At 70.9% G+C, this 20,633-nt stretch carries 15 protein-coding genes and 1 pseudogene; 7 read left to right on the top strand and 9 right to left on the bottom strand.

What is annotated here, in order from left to right:
- Positions 1-14: 14 nt before the first annotated feature.
- The 6 genes from ACZZ9K_RS12945 to ACZZ9K_RS12920 all read right to left on the bottom strand — a co-directional run bounded on the left by ACZZ9K_RS12945 (position 15) and on the right by ACZZ9K_RS12920 (position 7,798).
- On the bottom strand, positions 15-887 hold the full coding sequence (locus tag ACZZ9K_RS12945) for an alpha/beta fold hydrolase (protein ID WP_138802472.1): 873 nt from the start codon (positions 885-887) through the stop codon (positions 15-17).
- Complete coding sequence (locus ACZZ9K_RS12940; RefSeq protein WP_463444243.1) at positions 884-2,680, bottom strand: ABC transporter ATP-binding protein; 1,797 nt, start codon at positions 2,678-2,680, stop codon at positions 884-886. The genes ACZZ9K_RS12945 and ACZZ9K_RS12940 overlap by 4 nt, the downstream gene beginning before the upstream one ends.
- Positions 2,677-3,618 (bottom strand): ABC transporter permease, encoded by a 942-nt coding sequence (locus ACZZ9K_RS12935; RefSeq protein WP_027464906.1) that lies wholly within the window; start codon positions 3,616-3,618, stop codon positions 2,677-2,679. Before ACZZ9K_RS12935 ends, ACZZ9K_RS12940 begins: the two co-directional genes overlap by 4 nt.
- Positions 3,619-3,676: 58 nt before the next feature.
- The gene (locus ACZZ9K_RS12930; protein WP_017886395.1) at positions 3,677-4,657 is read right to left on the bottom strand and encodes an ABC transporter permease; all 981 of its coding nucleotides are present in this window, start codon (positions 4,655-4,657) and stop codon (positions 3,677-3,679) included.
- Entirely contained in the window at positions 4,654-6,396 is a 1,743-nt protein-coding gene (locus ACZZ9K_RS12925; protein WP_260678793.1) for an ABC transporter substrate-binding protein, read from the bottom strand. Before ACZZ9K_RS12925 ends, ACZZ9K_RS12930 begins: the two co-directional genes overlap by 4 nt.
- A 301-nt stretch (positions 6,397-6,697) precedes the next feature.
- Positions 6,698-7,798 carry a LacI family DNA-binding transcriptional regulator gene (locus tag ACZZ9K_RS12920; protein ID WP_214561212.1) on the bottom strand — a complete coding sequence of 367 codons (1,101 nt, stop codon included), beginning with the start codon at positions 7,796-7,798 and terminating at the stop codon, positions 6,698-6,700.
- Positions 7,799-8,026: 228 nt separating this feature from the next.
- Here ACZZ9K_RS12920 and ACZZ9K_RS12915 point away from each other — a divergent pair, with 228 nt between their 5' ends.
- Entirely contained in the window at positions 8,027-8,176 is a 150-nt protein-coding gene (locus ACZZ9K_RS12915; RefSeq protein ID WP_155896754.1) for a hypothetical protein, read from the top strand.
- A 77-nt stretch (positions 8,177-8,253) separates the two neighbouring features.
- Here ACZZ9K_RS12915 and ACZZ9K_RS12910 read toward each other — a convergent pair whose 3' ends face one another.
- Positions 8,254-8,955 carry a GntR family transcriptional regulator gene (locus ACZZ9K_RS12910; RefSeq protein WP_231495634.1) on the bottom strand — a complete coding sequence of 234 codons (702 nt, stop codon included), beginning with the start codon at positions 8,953-8,955 and terminating at the stop codon, positions 8,254-8,256.
- Positions 8,956-9,053: 98 nt separating this feature from the next.
- Between ACZZ9K_RS12910 and ACZZ9K_RS12905 the strand changes: the two genes are divergently transcribed.
- Positions 9,054-10,265: an MFS transporter gene (locus tag ACZZ9K_RS12905; RefSeq protein WP_463444242.1), complete on the top strand. Its 1,212-nt coding sequence runs from the start codon at positions 9,054-9,056 to the stop codon at positions 10,263-10,265.
- Between the two features lie 138 nt (positions 10,266-10,403).
- Here the strand turns inward: ACZZ9K_RS12905 and ACZZ9K_RS12900 are convergent, their stop codons facing one another.
- Positions 10,404-11,567, bottom strand: coding sequence for a baeRF2 domain-containing protein (locus tag ACZZ9K_RS12900; protein ID WP_463444241.1), 1,164 nt, complete (start codon positions 11,565-11,567; stop codon positions 10,404-10,406).
- A 231-nt stretch (positions 11,568-11,798) separates the two neighbouring features.
- Between ACZZ9K_RS12900 and ACZZ9K_RS12895 the strand changes: the two are divergent.
- The 4 genes and pseudogenes from ACZZ9K_RS12895 (at position 11,799) to ACZZ9K_RS12880 (ending at position 18,252) form a co-directional block, all read left to right on the top strand.
- A pseudogene (locus tag ACZZ9K_RS12895) lies at positions 11,799-13,158 on the top strand (extracellular solute-binding protein).
- Positions 13,155-14,270, top strand: a complete 1,116-nt coding sequence (locus ACZZ9K_RS12890) for a carbohydrate ABC transporter permease (RefSeq protein ID WP_463444240.1) — start codon at positions 13,155-13,157, stop codon at positions 14,268-14,270. Before ACZZ9K_RS12895 ends, ACZZ9K_RS12890 begins: the two are co-directional and overlap by 4 nt.
- On the top strand, positions 14,267-15,202 hold the full coding sequence (locus tag ACZZ9K_RS12885) for a carbohydrate ABC transporter permease (protein ID WP_027464914.1): 936 nt from the start codon (positions 14,267-14,269) through the stop codon (positions 15,200-15,202). Before ACZZ9K_RS12890 ends, ACZZ9K_RS12885 begins: the two co-directional genes overlap by 4 nt.
- Entirely contained in the window at positions 15,199-18,252 is a 3,054-nt protein-coding gene (locus tag ACZZ9K_RS12880) for a glycoside hydrolase family 2 TIM barrel-domain containing protein (protein WP_463444239.1), read from the top strand. Before ACZZ9K_RS12885 ends, ACZZ9K_RS12880 begins: the two co-directional genes overlap by 4 nt.
- Before the next feature lie 96 nt (positions 18,253-18,348).
- Here ACZZ9K_RS12880 and ACZZ9K_RS12875 read toward each other — a convergent pair whose 3' ends face one another.
- Positions 18,349-18,774: a DUF3151 domain-containing protein gene (locus tag ACZZ9K_RS12875; protein ID WP_463444238.1), complete on the bottom strand. Its 426-nt coding sequence runs from the start codon at positions 18,772-18,774 to the stop codon at positions 18,349-18,351.
- Positions 18,775-19,048: 274 nt separating this feature from the next.
- Between ACZZ9K_RS12875 and ACZZ9K_RS12870 the strand changes: the two genes are divergently transcribed.
- Complete coding sequence (locus ACZZ9K_RS12870) at positions 19,049-20,620, top strand: ABC-F family ATP-binding cassette domain-containing protein (RefSeq protein ID WP_463444237.1); 1,572 nt, start codon at positions 19,049-19,051, stop codon at positions 20,618-20,620.
- Positions 20,621-20,633 lie beyond the last annotated feature (13 nt).

Raw genomic sequence — 20,633 nt, 5'->3', positions numbered from 1 at the left:
AGTGCTTGTTCGAGTCAGTGCTGGCTCAGGAATGCGTCGAAGACGGCGACCGTCCCGAGCGGGTTCTCGACCTGGGGACCGTGGTAGCTCGCGGGGATGACGACGTACTCGGCGCCGGTCTGCTCGGCCATCGCCCGCTGCCACGGGATCGGCCAGGCGTTGTCCCACTCGCCGTGGGCGACGAGGACCGGCAGGCCGGTGGCGCGCAGGGCGTCGGAGGCGTCGGTGTGGTCCTCGAGGATGTGGCCACCGGCGACGACGCTGAGCGGGCTCGTCGCGTCGAAGCGGTCGCGCACCATCCGGACGTCGTCGGGCAGCTCGCCGTCGGGCCGGTACGCCCAGAGCGGGTTCGTCGAGTCGAACAGCTGCCGGAGGTTCCCGCCGGTGTCGTGCAGGATCGTCAGCTCGGCGACCTTGCGGTACGGCCATCCGTGCGGCCCGGAGCAGAACTGCACGACGTCGCGGAACGCCGTCGGGTCCTGGATCGCGGCGGCCCGGACGATGACACCGCCGAGCGAGTGCCCGACCAGGTGCACGGGGGCGCCGTCGTCGAGCAGGCGCGCGACCCGGACGACGTCGGCCGCTTCTTCGTCGAGGGAGTAGTCGCGGGGTTCGGTCGGTGCGGCCGAGTCGGCCTGACCGCGCCGGCTGATCGCGACCGCGGTCCAGCCGGCGTCGCGGAGGACGGGCAGGAAGGTCCGCCAGTCCTCCTTCGAGCCGGTGTAGCCGGGGACGATGAGCACGGTGCCCTTCGACACCCCCTCGGGCACGATCCGGTAGGCCGTCAGCCGACCGACCGGGACGTCGATCCCGACGACGTCGACGCCGTCCGGGGTGGGCAGGTGCCCGAACGGCGGGACCGTCGGGAAGTCGTGCAGGTTCGTCATGCGCGCAGGGTCCTCCGCGGATTGGGGACAGCGTCGAGGAGGGCGATCGTGTACGGGTCCTGCGGGTCCTGCAGCACCTGGGCCGTGTGACCCCGCTCGACCACGGCGCCCTCGTGGAGCACCATGATGTCGTCCGTGATGAGCCGCGCACTCAGCAGGTCGTGCGTGATGTAGAGGAGCGAGACGCCCCACTGCTCGCGGAGGTCCTCGAGCAGCGCGAGCACACCGGCGCGCAGCGTCACGTCGAGCATCGACACCGGCTCGTCGGCGATGATCACCTGTGGGTCGCTCGCGAGCGCCCGGGCGATCACCACGCGCTGCCGCTGCCCGCCGGAGAGCTGGTGCGGGAGCTTCTGGGCGAACTGCTCGACGGGGGTGAGCCCCACCGTCTCGAGCAGCTCGAGGACCCGACGTCGGGCATCGCGCCCGGTGAGCCCGGTGTAGTTCGCGATCGGCCGGGACAGCGTGTACTCGACCGTGTGCAGCGGGTTGAGCGCCGAGTACGGGTCCTGGAACACCATCTGGACCTCGGAGCGCAGGTCCCGCAGGCCGCGCTTGCCGAGGCGGGCGACGTCGAGGTCCCCGAACCGGACCGTGCCGGTGGTCGGCTTCTCGACGCCGGTGAGCAGCTTCGCGATGGTCGACTTGCCCGAACCGGACTGGCCGACCAGGGCGAGCGACTGCCCGGGCTCGAGGGTGAACGACACGTCGCGCACGGCCTGCACCGGCTGCTCACCGCGGCGGGGTGCCGGGTAGGTCTTCACGATGTGGTCGACGACGATCGGGTTGCGGGCGGCACTGCGCTCGCGGGACCCGACGGTGCTGAACGACGAGGTCGTCTCCTGCCGCTTCTCGCCGGCCTCGGCGCGGAGCGAGCGGTCCGGGAAGCCCGGCAGCGACACCACCTCGGCGCGGGGGTCGGCGTAGTGCGACAGGAGCATCTGCGTGTACTCGTCCTGCGGGTCGCGGAGGATCTCGCGGGAGCCGCCGTCCTCGACGATCCGGCCCTCGTGCATGACGAGGACGCGCTCGGTGGCCTCGAGGACGATGCCGAGGTCGTGGCTGATCAGGATCGCCGTGAAGCCCTCGGTGCGCTGCAGCTCGATGATGGTGTCCATCACGGCGTGCTGCACGAGCACGTCGAGCGCCGTCGTCGGCTCGTCGAACACCATGAGCTGCGGTTCGAGCGAGAGCGCCAGGGCGATGGAGACGCGCTGCCGCATGCCGCCGGAGAGCTCCCCGGGGAACCGGGCGAGCATCGAGGTCGGCAGCTTCACCTTCTCGATGAGCTCCTTCATCCGGGCGTCCCAGCGGTCGCGCGACACGTGGCCGTGCGCCTGGAAGACGTCGATGAAGTGGTTCCGGATGGTGCGCACCGGGTTGAGCGCGTTCATGCCGGACTGCAGCACCATGGCGAAGCCGCCCTGCCGCTGCTGGCGCAGGGCTTCGTCGTCGAGGTCGCGGATGTCCTTGCCCGCGAAGACGATGCTGCCGCCGTTCGTGCGCGCCGGCGGCTTCTGCAGCCGCGTCAGCGCGTAGCCGAGGGTCGACTTGCCGGAACCGGACTCGCCGACCAGGCCGACGAACTCGCCCCGCTTGAGCTGGAACGACACGTGGTCGACGGCCTGGACGGCACTCTGGCCGGCCGACTCGTAGACGACCGACAGGTCGCGGACGTCGAGCAGGACGGAGGCGTCGCCCTGGACGGCACCACCGTCGGACTGGAGGCCCGTGGCGGCGCCGGTGGGCGCCTCCAGGCCGTCTGCCGGGTGCGTTTCTGGCAAGCCGCTCATGCGCGCTTCTCCTTACGGGGCCGTGCGCCGTCGCGCAGCCGCGGGTTGGACACGGCGTCGACGCCGAAGTTGATCAGGGTGAGGCTCATCGCGAGCAGCGCGATGCAGAGACCCGGCGCGAAGAGCAGGATCCACTGCCCGGTGAGCAGCGCGTTCGAGTTCTGCGCCCAGTACAGGATCGTGCCCCAGCTGACGATCGACGAGTCGCCGAGTCCGAGGAACTCGAGGCCCGCTTCGGCGAGGATGGCGCTGGTGGCGGCCCCGAAGAAGCTGCCGACGATGAGGCTCGTCATGTTCGGCAGGATCTCGCGGAACACGATGCGGGTCGCGCCATCACCGGAGAACTGGGCGGCGGTGACGAAGTCCCGACCGCGCAGCGACTGCGTCTGCGAGCGGAGCACGCGAGCGCCCCACGCCCAACCGGTCACGACGATGACCGCGATGATCACCGCGATGCCGCCGTTCTGCAGGTAGGCGGCGATGACGATCATCAGGGGCAGCCCCGGGATGACGAGGAACAGGTTCACGATGAACCCGATGACCTCGGCGATCCAGCCGCGGACGTAGCCCCAGCTGAGGCCGATCGCGACGGCGACGAGCGTGGACAGGATGCCCGCGACCGCGCCGACCATGACCGAGATGCGGGCGCCGTAGATGATCTGGGACAGGACGTCCTCACCGGCGGCGGTGGTGCCCATCCAGTGGTCGGGCGTCGCGTCGGCAGACCGGGCGAAGCCGTTCTGGCTGGCGCCGTACGGGGCCAGGAGCGGGGCGAAGACCGCGACGAACACGAAGACGCCGAGGATGATGATGCCGATCCGGGCCTTCTTGTTCGACCAGACGACGCCGAACTGGCGGGCCGCGGCGCGCCACTTGGACGGCGCTGCTTGTTCTTCCGTGTCTTGCGTTCGCACGGCGATGGTTGCGTTGTTGGTCATCGACGTGCCCCCGGGTGCTTGATGTGGGCGCAGCACGCCGCCTTCGTGGTGTTGTTGGTCATCGACGCGTCCTCGGGTCCAGGACGCCGTACATGACGTCCACGATGAAGTTGGCGATGAGCACCGACACGGTGATCATCAGGAAGAGGGCCTGCATGAGCGGGTAGTCCTGCCCGATCACGGCGTTGAACAGCAGGTAGCCGATGCCCGGGTAGCCGAAGACCTGCTCGACCAGGACGGAACCGCCGACCACGCCACCGAGCGCCAGACCGAAGCCGGTCAGGTTCGGCAGGATGGCGTTGCGGGCCGCGTAGCGGATGGCCACGGTGCGTCCGCGCAGGCCGTTGGCCTCGGCGAAGGTCACGTAGTCGTCACCGAGGGTGTTGATCATCGCGTTGCGCATGCCGATGATCCAGCCGCCGAGGCTCGTCACCAGGATCGTGACCGCCGGCAGCACCGCGTGCTGCAGCGCGTCGCCGAAGAAGGCGCCGTTGAGCCCGGGCGTCGTCGTCGCCGAGTAGGCGCCCGTGGTCGGGAACCAGTGCAGCACGTAGCCGAGGAAGAACAGCAGCAGCAGGGCGGTCCAGAAGTACGGGAACGTCGACATGAAGCTGCCCGACAGGGTCGGCAGCGAGTCGAGCCAGGTGCCACGCTTCCACGCCGCCGCGACACCGATCAGGGTGCCGAGGACGAACGCCAGGATCGTGACGACCCCGACCAGGATCAGTGTGTACGGCAGGGCCTTCGACACGAGGTCACCGACGGGCTGCGGGTAGAACGTGTAGCTCGTGCCGAAGTCGAGGGTGATGACCTGGTGCAGGTAGCTGACGTACTGGTCCCAGAGGTTGCCGGTCGGCACCCCGAGCTGGGCCTCGATGGCCTTCTTGGTGGCGTCGGTGACCGGACCGTTCTGGCTGAGCTTCGCGAGTGCGGCGTCGGCCGGGCTGCCGGGCATCAGGCGCGGGAGCACGAAGTTCAGCGTGACCGCGGCCCAGAGGGTCAGGACGAAGAGGACGAGTTTCTGGAGGATGTACTTCACTTCTGGTCCTCCTGCTGCGCGGCGTTCTGCTCCTGCAGGATCTGCTTGCCGGCGGCGCTGTCGCGCAGACGGAGCTTGGTGAAGATGAGCAGCGGTGCCGAGTCGTAGTTCTGCGGTGCCATGTAGGGGTCCTTCGCACTCGGCCAGCCGACGAACTTGCCGGTGTTGAACAGACCCCAGAGCCCGCCGTAGTACATGCCGATGACGGGGAGCTCGTCGTAGACGGTCTGCTGCAGCTGGTCGAGGATCTCTTGCTGCTTCGCGGTGTCCGTCGTCGCCTTGTACTCGTCGAGGAGCTTCTGGGTGTCGGCGTTCTTGTACCGCTCGTAGTTGTTGACGGTCGACTTGCCGACGGGCTGGTAGAACTCGCTGCTGAGCAGGGAGTTGAACGCCTGGTAGACGTCACCGTTGCCCATGCCGCCCATCGCCATGTCGAACGTGCCGTTGTTGATGTTCTGCTGGTACCCGGCGGGCTGCGGCGCCTGGATCGTCACCTTGATGCCGATGGCCGTCAGTTCGCGGCGGACCTCCTGCGCGGCGCGGAGCCAGTCGGAGTAGCCGTTCGCGGTCATGATCGTGATCGCGAGCTGCTTGCCGTCCTTGACGACCTTGCCGCCCTGCACGGTGTAACCGGACTTCTCGAGGCTGGCGAGCGCCGCCTTCGTGTCCTGGGTGATCATGCCCTGGTCGGGGATGTCCGGGTTGAGGTACCGCTCCTGGTTCGGCAGGATCAGGCCGGTCTGGCCCGCCGCCGACAGGTTGCCCTCGGACGCGGTCTCGGCGATGGCGTCACGGTCCAGCGCGAGCGAGATGCCCCGGCGGACGTTGACGTCGTTGTACGGCGCCTTCGTGAGGTTCGGGATGAGGCCGATCACACCGCCGGCCGGGAACCACCACTCGTTCGTCTTCGATGCGGCACCCCAGGTGCCCTTGACGTCGGAGATGAACGAGTACGCCCAGTCGTAGCCGCGGGTGACGGTGTCGAGCTGCGTGTTCGTCGCCGGCAGGATGAGGTGCTTGATGGCGATCTTGTCGGCCTGCCAGTACTTCGGGTTCTTGTTCATCGAGTACTGCTGGTCGGTGTAGTTGCCGAGGACGAACGGACCGGTGCCGACCGGGTTCGGGTCGCGCCAGGTCGTCGGGTCCTTCACGCCGCCCCAGTGGTCCTCGCCGAGGATGTACGTCTGGCCGATGATCGTCAGGCTCGGGACGTCCTCGCTCTTGAGGTGGAAGACGACGTGGTCACCGTCCTGCTCGATGCGCTCGATGTGCTGCCACGCCCCCTTGACGTCCATGGCGGGGAACTTCTTGAGCAGGTCGAAGGTGAAGACGACGTCCTTCGCGCTGAACGGCGACCCGTCGGACCACTCGACACCCGAGCGGATCGTCATGTCGATCGTCTTCGCATCGGGCTGGCTCCACGCGCTGGCGAGCCACGGGTTGCGCTTGCCGTCGAGGGGGTTCACCTCGATGAGGGGCTCGTACATCCACTTGGAGGCCGTGCGGGCGTTCGCGATGTACGGGTTGAAGTTGCGGTCGAACAGCGGGTTGCCGCGGTCCGCGTTGATGAGCATCGTGTCCTTGCCGATGGTGGGATCGGGTTCGGAGCGGACCTGGATGCTGCAGCCGGTGGCCACGAGGGCCACTGCGGCGAGGCCGGCGATGGCCGCGACGAGGCGGCCTCGGCGGCGGGGGCCTGGGTCACGCGTGCCGCGCGTGCGCTGTGGGGGAAGCGTCATTGCTCGGTCGACCTCCATGTCGAGTCGGTACGTGCTCAATGTATGCGCTTACATCACGGCGTGCAAGCGCGGGTGTTGTTTTGCGGGGTGGCACCGTGCGAGGTGCCGTCGGCGCGGGAGGTCGCACGGTGCGAGGGCGTCGCGCGTGGTGCGAGGTTGCGGCCCCGAGGGCGGGCGGCGCACGGTGCGAGGTGCGCCGACTGGTGCGAGGTTGCCCGCTCCGTGCGCGGCTCCAGGCTCGCACTGAGCGAGCAAGGGCGCACGGGATGCACAAGGTCGCACGGTGCGAGCCGCCGCACGCCTACAGCGCGGGCGGGCAGCTCTCGCGCAGCAGCACCTCGACGGGCAGGCGCACGGCGCGCGGCGGCCCCTCGCGGCGCTCCAGCCGGTCCACGATCGCCAGGACGGCAGCACGCCCGAGCGCCCCCATCGGCTGGTGCACGGTCGTCAGGCGCGGCGACGAGAACCGACCGGCGTCGATGCCGTCGAACCCGGTCACGACGAGGTCCTCGGGCACGCGGAGCCCCCGGGCAGCGGCGGCGTCGAGGACCCCGAGCGCGGACTGGTCGTTCGAGCAGACGACGGCGCGTGGGACGTCGTCGGCCAGCAGCGGCACCGCGAGCTCCCGCGCCCGAGCCCGCCCGAAGTCGCCGTGCACGGTGCGCACCGTCGAGGCAGGCACCCCGTGGTCGGCCAGCGCCGCGCGGAACCCCGCCGAGCGCTCCATGTCGTCGGGCGAGTCGATGGGCCCCGCGACGTACGCGAGGGACCGGATCCCCAGGCGCCCGATCACGTGTGACGCCAGGGTCCGCATGCCCGCGGCGTTGTCCACGCTCACCGAGTCGAACCCGTGCGAGCGCCGGTCGTCGGCGAGCACCACGACCGGGATGCGTCGGGCGACGTGCTCGAGCAGGTCGTCGGGCACGGTCTGCGCCAGCACGGCCAGCCCGTCGACCCGGCCGGCGACGTCGTTCACGATGACGTCGCGCGACGACCCCCGCCCGGCGGCGACCATGAGCGCGAGCCCCCGCTGCCAGGCCTCGGTCTCGGCACCGCGCAGGACCTCGTCGAAGTACAGGTTGGACGAGAACGGCTGCGTCACGTGCCGCCGGTCGTCGACCACGCGGACGCCGCCGTCGGTGACCAGGTCCGGCCGCTCGTCGGGCACCACGTCGAACCCGGGCAGCAGCAGTCCGACGACGCCGGTGCGCTTGCCGGCGAGGGCGCGGGCGTTGCCGGACGGGACGTACCCGAGGCTCCGGATCGCCGCCTGCACGCGGTCCCGGGTGCCCTCGCGGACAGCGTCGGGCGTGCGGAGCACGCGCGAGACGGTGGCGATGGAGACGCCGGCTGCAGACGCGACGTCGTAGACCGTGGGAGGTGCGGTGCGCTGGTCGGCCAACCCGTGCCTCCCCTTCGACGTCCGCTGGTGCCGCGCCTCGCGCTGTGCGGCCGGACCATCCTAGGCATGCCGTGTCCCGGGAGTTCTCCACACGGTGCCGGAAACGCTTGCGGGACCGCGGGGGTCGCGCGACACTGTTCCGACCTCAGTACGTCCCGTGAGGAAGCGCACCAGCGGGCCGCGTGCCCGCACCGATCAGGTTGCCCACACGCAGGGGAAGGACACGACATGTCACAGTCGACACGTTCCGGGAGCAAGCTCGCACTCCGCGCGAGCCACGACGAGGCCGAGGTGCGCGACGCGCTGCTCGAACGCACGGATTCGATCCGCACGTTCGACGATCTCGACGCGCCGCAGGAGACGACGGACCTGCGCTAGCGGCTCGCGCCCGGCCTCCCCGGACACGGCCAGGAGGCCCGGGCAGGCGCCCGCAGACCACTCACGTCCGCGGACACTCAGCCCTCGGTCGCGCCCACGATCGTCATGCCCGCCCCGCGCAGGCGTCGGCGCTCCTGCGCGATCCAGCTGAGCAGCCGGTCGTTCGTGCCCGCGACGTGGGCGGCCACGAGTTCCGCTGCGCGGTCGGCGTCACCGTCGCGGACGGCGTCGATGATGGCGCTGTGCTCGTCCCACGCGGCGTCGCGCGCCTCGGGTGTGCGGACCTCGATCCAGCGCGTGCGCTCGAGCCGCGTCAGGGCGTCGGCGATGGCGTCGGTGACGAACCGGTTGCCCCCGAGCGCGGCGAGGTCGAGGTGGAACGTCGACCCCATCCGGATGCCGGCCTGCTGGTCGGGGGTAGGCCGGAGCGCGTCGAGGTGCCCACGGACCTCCGCCAACTGCTCGGGGGTGGCGCGCTGGACGGCCAGCCGAACGGCAGCGGGCTCGAGGATGCCGCGGAGTTCGGCGAGCGAGGCGATCTCGTCGAGGTCGATCGGGGTGACCGTCCACGAACGACCCTCGTGCAGGATGAGCCCCTCGCGCTCGAGCCGCGACAGAGCGGCGCGGACCGGCGTGCGCGAGGCGTGGAACCGTGCCTCGAGCCCCCGCTCCGAGATGCGCTCACCCGGTGCGATGTCGAGGGTCAGGATGGCCGCGCGCAGGTTGTCGTAGAGCTGGGCCGTCTGCGACACGGGCGCGGCGTCGGTCGTGTCGGTCACGGCGGACAAGCCTAGCGGCGTGACGGCGGGAATGGTATACCGTTCTGGTATACCAATCCGTTCCGCGATGGAACGACGACGAACGGCCGACACGACCCATGCCCACGACCGACGCCCCGCAGCGATCCACCACGACGCCGCCGGTCTCCGCCCGCGCCTGGACGATGCTCGCCCTCGGGGTCGCGGCCCAGGCGGCGGGGACGCTCGTCGTGTCCGCGCCGGCGCTCCTCATCCCCCACCTGCTCAGCCGCGGTACGTCCCTGCCGGTCGCCGGGGTCCTCGCCGCCGCCCCGACCTTCGGCATGGTCCTGACGCTCATCGCCTGGGGCGCGATCACGGACCGGTTCGGCGAGCGCGTCGTCATCGCCGGCGGGCTCGTGCTCACCACGCTCGCCGTGGTCGCCGCCTGGCTGGCCGCGGGTGACCCGGCGCTGCTCGGGTTGGCGTTCCTGGCAGGCGGCATGACGAGTGCCTCGACGAACGCCGCGAGCGGTCGGGTCGTGGTGGGGTGGTTCCCGAAGGAGCGCCGGGGACTCGCGATGGGCATCCGGCAGATGTCGCAGCCGCTCGGGGTGACGCTCGCGGCGGTCACGGTGCCGCAGCTCGCCGAGGGCTCCGGGATCCGCGCGGCACTGGTCCTGCCGATCGTGCTGTGCGCGGTGCTCGCCGTCTGCTGCGCGATCGGGATCACCGACCCGCCACGCCCTGCCCGGGCCGCGGTGGCGACGACGGCGACCACGAACCCCTACCGGTCGAGCGGCTTCCTGTGGCGGGTGCACGCGGTGTCGGTCCTGCTCGTGGTGCCGCAGTTCACCCTGTCGACGTACGGGCTCGTCTGGCTCGTGGGCCTCGGCTGGTCGACACCCGCGGCCGGGCTGCTGGTCGGCGCCGCGCAGTTCGTCGGGGCGATCGGCCGGATCCTGGTCGGTGGTTGGAGCGACCGGGCCGGGTCGCGCGTCGGACCCCTGCGCATCGTCGCGGTGAGCGCCGCGGTGGTGATGGCGGTCCTCGCGGTCGTCGACGCGACGCACCTGGCCGGGGCGGCGGTGTTCCTGGTGCTCGCGACGAGCGTGACGGTCGCCGACAACGGGCTGGCCTACACGTCGGTCGCCGAGGCGGCGGGACCGTTCTGGTCGGGGCGTGCGCTCGGGGCGCAGAACACCGGACAGTTCATCGCGGCGAGCGCCGTCGGTCCGGGCATCGGGGCGCTGGTCGGTGCGCTCGGGTTCGCGGCGTCGTTCGGCATCGTGGCGGTGCTCCCGCTGCTCGCGGTCCCGCTGGTGCCCCGACGCGACCGGTCGCACGACTGACCGTTCGCCCCCGTTCGTTCCTTCCCAGGACACGTGAGATGGGTTGCAGGAACGGGCGTACCTGGTCGGAAGAACCGACCAGGTACGCCCGTTTCGACCAGGTACGCCCGTTTCGACCTGGTCAACTCGCGCCCCGGCTCACGCGGGGACCACGGGCCCGACCGGCCAGCGGAGCAGCGCAGCCGCAGGGGCACCTCCGGGCAGGGACGCCGCGTTGACGAGCACGAGCTCGGCGTCCGTCAGGACCGACGCACGGACGAGCGCGCACACGGCGGGGACCGCTGCGATGACCGGCACACCCGCAGCCTGCTCCGGCGCAGTGGCCACCCAGGGTGCACCCGCAAGGGCGAGCAGCGTCCGGTCCCCGACGGCGACGGCGTCGAGCGCGACCGTGGCGCCCTGCGCCTGCTGGAGCGCCTCGACGACCAGCCCGAGTCCGGTCACGACCTGGTTGTCGCCGCGGCCGACGTGGGTCCGCAGGGCGTCCTCGAGGTCGTGGCGGCGGGTGGCGACGACACGGGCGAGTGCGGTCTCGACGTGTTCGACGAAGGCCTGCTTCGACCCGGTGTCGGCACGAGGGTCGCCCGGGAACACCGACACGAGCGTCCGGGTCTCCGTCGACAGCGCCTTCACCAGCAGCTCCCGGGCGGTGACGTCACCCGCGACGACGACCAGCCCGGGGCGGATCGTCCGCACGGCCTCGTCGACGGCGGCCGCGGTCTCGGACGAGTTCTGCTTCCAGATCTCCTCGGTGTGCTGCTGCCAGTGCGGCTGCTTCCACCCGGTGCCGGCCTTCGCGTAGTGCAGGGTGTCGTTCCGCCCCCGGACCTGCTGCTCGGTCGTGTCCTCTGCGACCGGCGCGTGCCCGAGGCGGTAGGCGCGGAACGCCCCGCCCTCCTTCCCGGCGTGGACCACCAGGAACGGCAGGTCGACAGGCCGGTGTGCGACGAGCGGCACGAGGTCCGGCACAGCGCCGACCCCGACCGATTCGGGGCCGTGCAGTGAGCCGGGCAGGACCTCGCTCAACACGACCGTGTCGTCGTGCACCAGGACGTACCGGCTGACGGGCGACGGGACACCCGGCTCCTGCTCGAACTCGGCCGCGACCAGCTCGACGACGGCGTCACCGGCACCCTGCGCCCGGAGCGCTTCCTCGACTGCCCGGAGCTTCAACGCGGCCTGCCGTCGGGGATCCTCGACATTGCCGGAGACGTCGGCGTACGCCCAGGCCCAGGTGCCTCCGCCCTCCAGCCGCTCTCCCAGGATCCGGTGCAGTTCGCTCGTCGCATTGGTCGACGTCATGGCAGCTCCTCTCGGACGGGTGCCGGAGCCGATGAGCCCCGGCGCTCTCACGTGCGACCACACTCCACCCGACGACCTGATCCCGTCCGCAGTCGTGAGGGAACACCCAGGCGGCCCTGCGCCTGCCTCGGCGCCGCACCCACAGCAACGAGTCGGCCACGAAACCACAACGGCGTTCGGTTCTGTGGTTGGGTGTGGACAACCCCGATCAACGACGAACGGAGTGCGGCAATGGCGCCACGACCACGACCCATCACGAGACGACACCTGTTGGGCTTCGGCCTCGGCACCGCGGCGGCGGGACTCCTCGCCGGCTGTGCGGTCCCGGGCTCGACCAACGTCAACAAGGCGGCCCTCGTGCCCGCCGCGGCCTCGGGTGAGACCGTCCAGCTCACCTACTGGGCCTGGCTCAAGGACCTGCAGAAGGTCTGCGACGTCTGGAACGAGACACATCCGAACATCCAGGTCTCGGCGAACTGGATCCCCGGCGGCAACAGCGGCGGGTACCAGAAGATGTACTCCGCGCTCGCGGCCGGCGGCGGCCCCGACATCGGGCAGGTCGAGCTCCGGCAGATCCCCGAGTTCATGCTCGCGAACGGCTTGGTCGACCTGGCCCGGTACGGCGCGAAGGACTTCGAGTCGAAGTACGACGAGGCCGCGTGGGCGCAGGTGTCGTTCGTCGACGGCATCTACGGCATCCCGCAGGACACCGGCCCGATGGGCTTCTACTACCAGACCGCGATCCTCGAGCAGGCCGGCGGCGAACCCCCGACGACGTGGGACGAGTGGCGTGACCTGGCCGACAAGGTCCGGAGCACCGGGAAGCAGAACTACCTCGAGGTGTTCCCGGTCGCCGACGCCTCACCGTTCGCCGCGTACGCACAGCAGGCCGGCGCGCGCTGGTTCAAGGTCGACGGCGACGAGTGGGTCGTCGACATGACCGACGACAAGACCCTGATGGTCGCGGACTTCTTCGACGGTGTGATCGACGACAAGCTGGTCGACACCAGTGCCGGTGCGTACTCCCCCGGCTGGTACGCCGCGGCCGCGAGCGGCAAGATCGCCGCGGTCACGAGCGCGAGCTGGGGTGACGCACTGATCGAGTCGGTGCAGGGCGGCGAGGGCAAGTGGAAGGTCGCCCCGATGCAGAAGTGGGGCGCCGACGGCTTCGGCTCGAGCGCCATCGGCGGTTCGACGGCCGCGGTGCTGGCGAACGCGAAGCACCCGAAGGAGGCGCTCGAGTTCATCACGTGGATGACCACCTCGAAGGCGGGCATCGACGCGATGATCAAGTACTGCGGCATCGGCTGGTCGCCCGCGGTCGACTACATCGGGGCGCAGCGCGAGGAAGCCGTCGAAGTGGTTCTCCGGCCAGAACTACAACGAGGACGTCTTCGTGCCGGCCTCGAAGGAGCAGAACATCGACTGGTCGTGGTCCCCGGTGACCCAGTCGGCCTTCACCAGCCTGCAGAACCAGTTCCGCCGCAAGATCACCTCGGGCCTGAAGCTCAGTGACGCCGTGGAGCTCGCACAGCGGGAGATCGTCCAGTCCTTCAAGGACAAGGGCCTCAGCGTCAGGACGGCACGATGACCCAGCAGACCACCACCCGACGGTCCACCGGTCGACCGGCCGGCAGCACCCCCGCGTTCCGCACCAGCACGAAGGCCACGAGCGCGCAGAAGCGCGCCCCGTGGATCCTGCTCGCCCCGTTCCTGGCCCTGTTCCTGCTGACGTTCGTCATCCCGATCATCAGCGCCCTGTTCCAGTCGTTCACCACCGTGGACCGCGAGGGCCTGTTCGGCGAGGACGGCGTCGTCGGCCGGTTCGCCGGGTTCGACAACTACGCGATCGCCCTGCAGGACAGCGGGTTCGTCGCCTCGATCGGCCGCATGCTGCTCTTCGGCATCGTCCAGGTCCCGGTGATGATCATCGCCTGCACGATCCTCGCGCTGCTGCTCGAGTCGGCGAGCGCCCGCTGGCCGGGCTTCTTCCGGGCCATCTACTTCATGCCGTACGGCGTCCCCGGGGTCATCGCCACGATCCTGTGGTCGTTCCTGTACGTGCCCGGCCTGTCACCGATCGTGTCGCTGCTGCAGTCGATGGGGCTGCAGCCGGACTTCCTCGGCGCGAACAGCGTGCTGTGGTCGATCGCGAACATCGTCACGTGGACGTACACCGGCTACAACATGCTCATCATCGTGGCGCAGCTGAAGTCCATCCCCGGCGAGGTCTACGAGGCCGCCAAGGTCGATGGTGCGAACGCGTTCCAGGTCGCGTGGCGGATCCAGATCCCACTCATCGCACCGGCCCTGGTGCTCACGACGGTGTTCTCGATCATCGGCACCCTGCAGCTCTTCGCGGAGCCGCAGATCCTGTCGACGGTCGCACCGGCGATCGACACCGAGTACACGCCGAACTACGCCGCCTACACGAACGCGTTCGCGTTCAACGAGTACGGCGTCGCGAGCGCGCAGGCGGTCATCATCGCGCTGGCCGCGTTCATCCTGTCGTTCACGTTCCTCGCGCTGACGAACCGACCACCCAAGGACGAACGCGACCGCCGCAAGCGCGCACGGCGCGACGGCCGGGAGGCCCGCACCGCGCTCCAGACGCGCGCTGCGGCGGGCAGCACGGTCACCACCCAAGCCGACCCGGGCCTCCAGGCCGGTCGCGTCGCGACCACCGAAGGGACTGACCGATGACCAGCGAAGCCATCGAAGCGCCGGCCACGGCGAAGACCGCCGTCCCCGTGGACACCACGTCGATCTCGGCGCACCAGCGCCGCAAGCTCGACCGGTCCCCACGCTCGCAGATCGTCGTCACGGGGATCCTCGTCGTCGTCGCGCTGTACTTCATCGTCCCGCTCTACTGGGTCGTCATCGCCGCGACGAAGACCACGGGCGCGCTGTTCTCGACGAACGGGTTCTGGTTCGGCGGCGAGTTCGCGCTCTGGAGCAACCTGCAGCAGGTGTTCACCTACGACGGCGGCATCTTCGTCCGGTGGATCGCGAACAGCATCCTGTACTCCGGCGTCGGTGCGGTCCTGGCCACCTACTTCGCCGCGGCCGGCGGGTACGCGCTGGCGAAGTACGACTTCCGGGGGCGCCAGTTCGTGTTCGGCACGATCCTCGGCGGCGTGCTCGTGCCCGGGACCGCGACGGCACTGCCGCTGTTCCTGCTGTTCTCGTCGATGGGACTGACGGACACGTACTGGAGCGTGCTCATCCCGAGCCTGGTGTCGCCGTTCGGCCTGTTCCTGTGCCGGGTGTACGCCGCCGCGTCGGTGGACACCACCCTGCTCGAACAGGCACGCATCGACGGTGCCGGTGAACTGCGGATCTTCCACACCGTGGTGCTCCGGCAGATGACCCCGGCGCTCGTCACCGTGTTCCTGTTCCAGGTGGTCGGGATCTGGAACAACTTCTTCCTGCCGCTCATCATGCTGGCGGACCAGAAGCTGTACCCGATAACACTGGGTCTGAACAACTGGCGCTCGCAGGTCGACCGCCTGCCGGAGTTCTACCAGCTCACCACCGGCGGGGTGCTCGTCTCGGTCATCCCGCTCGTCATCGCCATCATCGTCCTCCAGCGCTTCTGGCGTGGAGGCCTCACGGAAGGATCGGTCAAGGGTTGACCCACTCCGCACTCTCGTCCACCGCACCCGGCTCCGACTCGCGGCTGGCACCCCGTGCCTGGCTGCACACCGACGCCCCGTCCCTGTCGCTGAACGGGGACTGGCGGTTCCGGTGGTCGCCCGTCGCCTCGGTCTCCGAGGACTTCGCGACCGAGGGTGGGGAGGACGACGACCCGGCCTGGGGTGAGCTCCCGGTGCCGTCGCACTGGGTGCTGCACGGGCACGGCGCTCCGAGCTACACGAACCTGCAGTACCCGTTCCCGATCGACCCGCCGCACCCGCCGGAGGAGAACCCGACCGGTGACCACCGCCGCACGTTCGAGCTGCCGTCGTCGTTCGACGGTGCCGGCCGGGTGCTGCTGCGGTTCGACGGGGTCGAGTCGCACTTCCGGGTGTGGCTGAACGGGACGCTCGTGGGGTGGTCGACGGGCTCCCGCCTGGCGACCGAGTTCGACGTCACCGAGCTGGTGCGCCCGGGAGCGAACGAGCTCGCGGTCCGGGTGCACCAGTGGTCGGCGGCGTCCTACCTGGAGGACCAGGACCAGTGGTGGCTGCCGGGCATCTTCCGTGACGTCACCCTGCTCGCCCGGCCCACGGCGCCGATCGACGACGTGTTCGTGCGCGCCGGTTGGCGAGCGACGCTCGGCACGGCCGCCTCGGCGGGCACCGCGGCGTCGGGACGGCCAGAGACGGGGACCGGCACGATCACGTTCCCGACGCTCGACGCGGTGTTCCCGGTGCGGTTCGCGGTGCCCGACCTGGGCGTCGACGTGACCTGGGCCACGGCGGACGACGTCGAGCCGATCGAGGTCGAGGGCGTCGAGCCGTGGAGTGCCGAGCTGCCGAAGCTGTACGACGCGACGCTGTCCACCGGCGCCGCGGCGGCCGGCGGCTCGGGCGCTTCGGGCGGCTCGGGCGGCGAGACGGTGTCGCTCCGGCTCGGGTTCCGCACCGTGTCGATCGTCGGCGACCGGTTCCTGGTGAACGGCGAGCGCGTGGTCTTCCACGGCGTGAACCGGCACGAGACCCACCCCGTGCGCGGCCGGGTGTTCGACGAGGAGCACGCCCGCGCCGACATGGCGCTGATGAAACGGAACAACGTCAACGCCATCCGCACCTCGCACTACCCGCCGCACCCCCGCGTGCTCGACCTGGCCGACGAGCTCGGGTTCTGGGTGATCCTGGAGTGCGACCTGGAGACCCACGGGTTCCTGTTCACCGACTGGGTCGGCAACCCCTCCGACGACCCGGCGTGGGCCGAGGCCTACCTCGACCGGATCGCGCGCACCGTCGAGCGTGACAAGAACCACCCGTCGATCGTGATGTGGTCGCTCGGCAACGAGTCCGGCACCGGCCGGAACCTCGCGGCGATGTCGCAGTGGGTGCACGACCGCGACGCCGAGCGCCCGGTGCACTACGAGGGCGACTACACGGGCGAGTACACCGACGTCTACTCGCGGATGTACCCGACGCTGCAGGAGACCGAGTCGATCGGCGGCGGCACCCCGACGCCCCTGCTCGGCTGCGGCCCGGCCGAGGCCGCACGGCAGCGGTCGAAGCCCTTCATCCACTGCGAGTACGTGCACGCGATGGGCAACGGCCCCGGGCAGATCGCCGAGTACGAGGCCCTGGTCGACCGGTACCCACGGCTGCACGGCGGGTTCGTGTGGGAGTGGCGGGACCACGGCCTGCTCGCGAAGACGCCCGCGGGCGAGGACTACTACGCCTACGGCGGGGACTTCGGCGAGGTCGTGCACGACGGCAACTTCGTGATGGACGGCCTGGTGCTGCCCGACGACACCCCGACGCCGGGGCTCGCCGAGTTCGCCGCAGTCGTGGCCCCGATCCGCCTGGCCGTCTCGGACACCACGGTGCTCGTCGAGAACCGGTACCACTCGGCCTCGACCGCCGGGCTCCGGCTGTGCTGGACCCTGTCGCGGAACGGCGTCGTCGAGGCCTCGGGGCGCCTGTCCACGGGCATCGTCGCCGCCCGGGAGTCGGCGACGGTCCCGGTGCCCTCCGAGGTGCTCGACGCGGCCACGTCCGAACTCGCACCCGGCGACGAGCTCTGGTTCGACCTGACCGTGGAACTGGCGGGGCCGACCGGGTGGGCGGACACCGGCCACGTCGTCGCACGCACCCAGCGGCTCGTCGCGGCGCGCGCGGCGGACGCACCACGGGCCTCCCGGCAGGGGTGGGACGGCGACCGACTCGGTGACGGCACCTTCAGTGCCCGCGGCGACCTGGTGTCCTGGAAGGGCCACGAGGTCGCGGGGCCCCGCCTGGAGCTCTGGCGTGCGCCGACCGACAACGACAGCCTGGCGTCCCAGGGCGGCTACGAGACCGCGGACCCGGTGCTCACGCACGGTGTCGGCGACCCGACCGCTCCCCCGTCGGCGTCGCGCTGGCGCGACCGAGGGCTGGACCGGCTGACGCACCGGCTGGTGTCGGTGTCGCGGACCACCTCCGGGCTGGAACAGCGCGTGCGCGTCGCGGCGGCGAACAGCGGGTGGGGCCTCGAGGTCACGCACCGCTGGACCCTGACGTCCGACGGACTCGTGCTGCAGACCGACGCGGTGCCGTTCGGGGCCTGGGACGTCACCTGGCCGCGGATCGGGGTGCGGTTCGACCTGCCGGCCGGGCTGGCCGACGAGGCGGCCACGTGGTTCGGCACCGGGCCGCTCGAGTCCTACGCCGACTCGTCGCACGCTGCTCGCGTCGGCCGGTTCACCGCTCCGGTGCGGTCGCTCGGGGTCGAGTACTCGCGGCCGCAGGAGACCGGGCACCGGCCCTCGCTGCGTTCGTTGTCGGTCGGGCCGTTCACGGTGTCGACCGTGGGATCGCACCGTGCGGGGTTCACCCTGTCGCCGTGGACCGCGCAGCAGATCGACCGTGCCGAGCACCCGTACGAGCTGCCGACGTCGGACCACCTGTACCTGTACCTCGACGCCGCGCAGCACGGGCTCGGCAGCCGGGCGTGCGGGCTCGACGTGCTGCCGGAGCACCAGCTCTGGCCGCAGGCGTTCAGTTGGAGCGTGCTGCTGGGCTAGGCGGTCGTCGCGGCCCCGCAAAACACCGGTGTTCGCACGTTGCACACCCGCATCCCGCGGCGTGCAGTGCGAACACCGGTGTTTTGCGTGCGGGAGCTACGCGCCGGCAGACAGTGCGTGCAGGGCCTCGGGGTCGCTCGCGTTCAGGAAGTCGGTCAGGCGCTCGGGCTCGCCGGGCTCGTCGATCGCCTCGGCGGCACGGCGCAGGGCGAACAGCGCCCGCAAGACCCCACGGTTGGGGCCGTGCGACCACGGCACCGGGCCGACACCGCGCCAGCCGGCCTTGCGCAGGGCATCGAGCCCACGGTGGTACCCGACACGGGCGTACGCGTAGGACTCGAGGGTCGCGCCGCGCGCCCACGCCTCGTCGGCGAGCAGCGCCCACGCCAGGCTCGACGACGGGTAGGACACCACCACGCTGGCGACGGGGGCCTCCGCCTCGATCGCGGCGGTCACCTCCGGCTCGGCGGGCAGCAGGGTCTCGGGGTTCGACGACGGGGTCGGCAGCAGGTTCTCCGGCATGCCCCCAGCCTGTCATCCCTTGCGGGTGCCCGTGTCACGGGATTACCGTGGAGGTCACCTCGTCGTCATCGCGGGGCCGCCGGGGCGGGAGACCGACCGGCGGAACGGATGGCGGACACGGGGGTCCCCCGACGGAAGCAGACGGATTGCTGTCGATCACCGGTACCGCTCAGCCCACGCGCTGACACCGTGATCGCGCGCCCCGTCGGGCGCTCCACCGCACCGCGGTGGCCTCGGTGTCGTGCGCCCAGCATCGACACCGGGAGACACCCCCATGCCCACCAGTCCGTCCGTCGTCCTGCACGACGTCACCTTCGCCTGGCCCGACGGCACAGTCGCGCTCGACCACCTCACCGCCGCCTTCGGACGTGGCCGGACCGGCCTGGTCGGGAGGAACGGGGCCGGCAAGTCCACGCTGGTCCGGCTCGCGACCGGCCGGCTCCACCCCACGTCGGGCAGCATCGCGACGTCCGGCCCCGTCGACCACCTGCCGCAACGCCTTGCAACGGGGAACGACGACACCGTCGCCGACCTGCTCGGCGTCCGGCCCACACTCACCGCGCTCCGGGCCGTCCTGGCCGGCGACGCCACGGCCGCACAGCTCGAGGCGGTCGGCGACGACTGGGACCTGGAGGAACGGGCCGCCGCGGTGCTCGACCGGGTCGGGCTCGTCGGCACCGACCTCGACCGACCGGTGTCGACGCTGTCCGGCGGGCAGTCGGTGCTCGTCGCCGTCGCCGGAGTCCGGTTGCGCGCGCGGCCGATCGTGTTCCTGGACGAGCCGACGAACAATCTGGACCGCCGGGCCCGCGGGCTGCTCCTCGACCTGGTCGACGACTGGCGCGGCACCCTGGTGCTCGTCAGCCACGACCGGGAACTCCTGGAGCACGTCGACGAGACCGTGGAGCTCCGCGCCGGGGCGATGGCCGTGTTCGGCGGGACCTTCAGCGCGTTCGAGGAGCACCTCGCCGTGCAGCAGGCGGCCGTCGAGCGCGAGGTCCGGGTCGCCGAACAGCGGCACCGCACCGAGAAGCGGCAGCGCATCGAGGCGGAGACCAAGATCGCCCGACGTGCGAGGGCCGGCGAGAAAGCGGGCCGCTCGATGCCGAAGATCCTGGCGAACGAGCAGCGGAAGAAGGCGCAGGAGACCGCCGGCCGACTGCGCGTCGGGTACGCGGACGACGAAGCCGCCGCCCTCGCCACCAAGCGCGAGGCCGAGCTCCGTCTGCGCGACGACGAGTCGATCCACGTCGCCCTGCCCGACCCGGACGTACCGGCGTCGCGTCGGATCGCCACCGTGACCGTCCGCGGACGGGACATCGTCGTGCAGGGGCCGGAACGGATCGCCGTGACCGGGGACAACGGGGTCGGCAAGTCCACCCTGATCGAGCAGCTCGTCGGCGACCCCGCTGCCCGGCAGCACCCGCTGCCCGAGACCACGGCCGTCGCCCACGTCGACCGGATCGCGTACCTGCCGCAGCGGAAGGACAGCCTGGACGACACCTCCACGGTGCTCGACAACGTGCGCCGGGACGCCCCGCACGTGCCCGTCGCCGAGGTCCGAAACCGGCTGGCGAAGTTCCTGGTGCGCGGGGACACCGTCGACCGCCCGGCCGGGGACCTGTCCGGCGGGGAGCGGTTCCGGGTGGCGCTGGCGGCCCTGGTGCTCGCCGACCCGCCGCCGCAGCTGCTCGTGCTTGACGAGCCGACGAACGACCTCGACCTGACGAGCGTCGACCAGCTCGTCGACGCGCTGCGGGCCTACCGGGGAGCACTCGTCGTGGTGAGCCACGACGAGACGTTCCTGGAACGGCTCGAGCTCGACGACCGGATCGAGCTGCGGTAGCCGATGGTCGCCG

The sequence above is a fragment of the Curtobacterium sp. AC268 genome, assembly GCF_979258745.1.
Note: the sequence above shows the minus strand (reverse complement) of the source record. Positions and strands in the feature narration are given on the sequence as shown.

What these genes read in the sequence shown, in the direction of transcription:
- ACZZ9K_RS12890 (WP_463444240.1), top strand. Translation starts at nt 13,155, where the DNA reads ATGACCCAGCAGACCACCACCCGACGGTCCACCGGTCGACCGGCCGGC.
- ACZZ9K_RS12925 (WP_260678793.1), bottom strand. Translation starts at nt 6,396, where the DNA reads ATGACGCTTCCCCCACAGCGCACGCGCGGCACGCGTGACCCAGGCCCC.
- ACZZ9K_RS12875 (WP_463444238.1), bottom strand. Translation starts at nt 18,774, where the DNA reads ATGCCGGAGAACCTGCTGCCGACCCCGTCGTCGAACCCCGAGACCCTG.
- ACZZ9K_RS12870 (WP_463444237.1), top strand. Translation starts at nt 19,049, where the DNA reads ATGCCCACCAGTCCGTCCGTCGTCCTGCACGACGTCACCTTCGCCTGG.
- ACZZ9K_RS12900 (WP_463444241.1), bottom strand. Translation starts at nt 11,567, where the DNA reads ATGACGTCGACCAATGCGACGAGCGAACTGCACCGGATCCTGGGAGAG.
- ACZZ9K_RS12945 (WP_138802472.1), bottom strand. Translation starts at nt 887, where the DNA reads ATGACGAACCTGCACGACTTCCCGACGGTCCCGCCGTTCGGGCACCTG.
- ACZZ9K_RS12935 (WP_027464906.1), bottom strand. Translation starts at nt 3,618, where the DNA reads ATGACCAACAACGCAACCATCGCCGTGCGAACGCAAGACACGGAAGAA.
- ACZZ9K_RS12885 (WP_027464914.1), top strand. Translation starts at nt 14,267, where the DNA reads ATGACCAGCGAAGCCATCGAAGCGCCGGCCACGGCGAAGACCGCCGTC.
- ACZZ9K_RS12915 (WP_155896754.1), top strand. Translation starts at nt 8,027, where the DNA reads ATGTCACAGTCGACACGTTCCGGGAGCAAGCTCGCACTCCGCGCGAGC.
- ACZZ9K_RS12905 (WP_463444242.1), top strand. Translation starts at nt 9,054, where the DNA reads ATGCCCACGACCGACGCCCCGCAGCGATCCACCACGACGCCGCCGGTC.
- ACZZ9K_RS12940 (WP_463444243.1), bottom strand. Translation starts at nt 2,680, where the DNA reads ATGAGCGGCTTGCCAGAAACGCACCCGGCAGACGGCCTGGAGGCGCCC.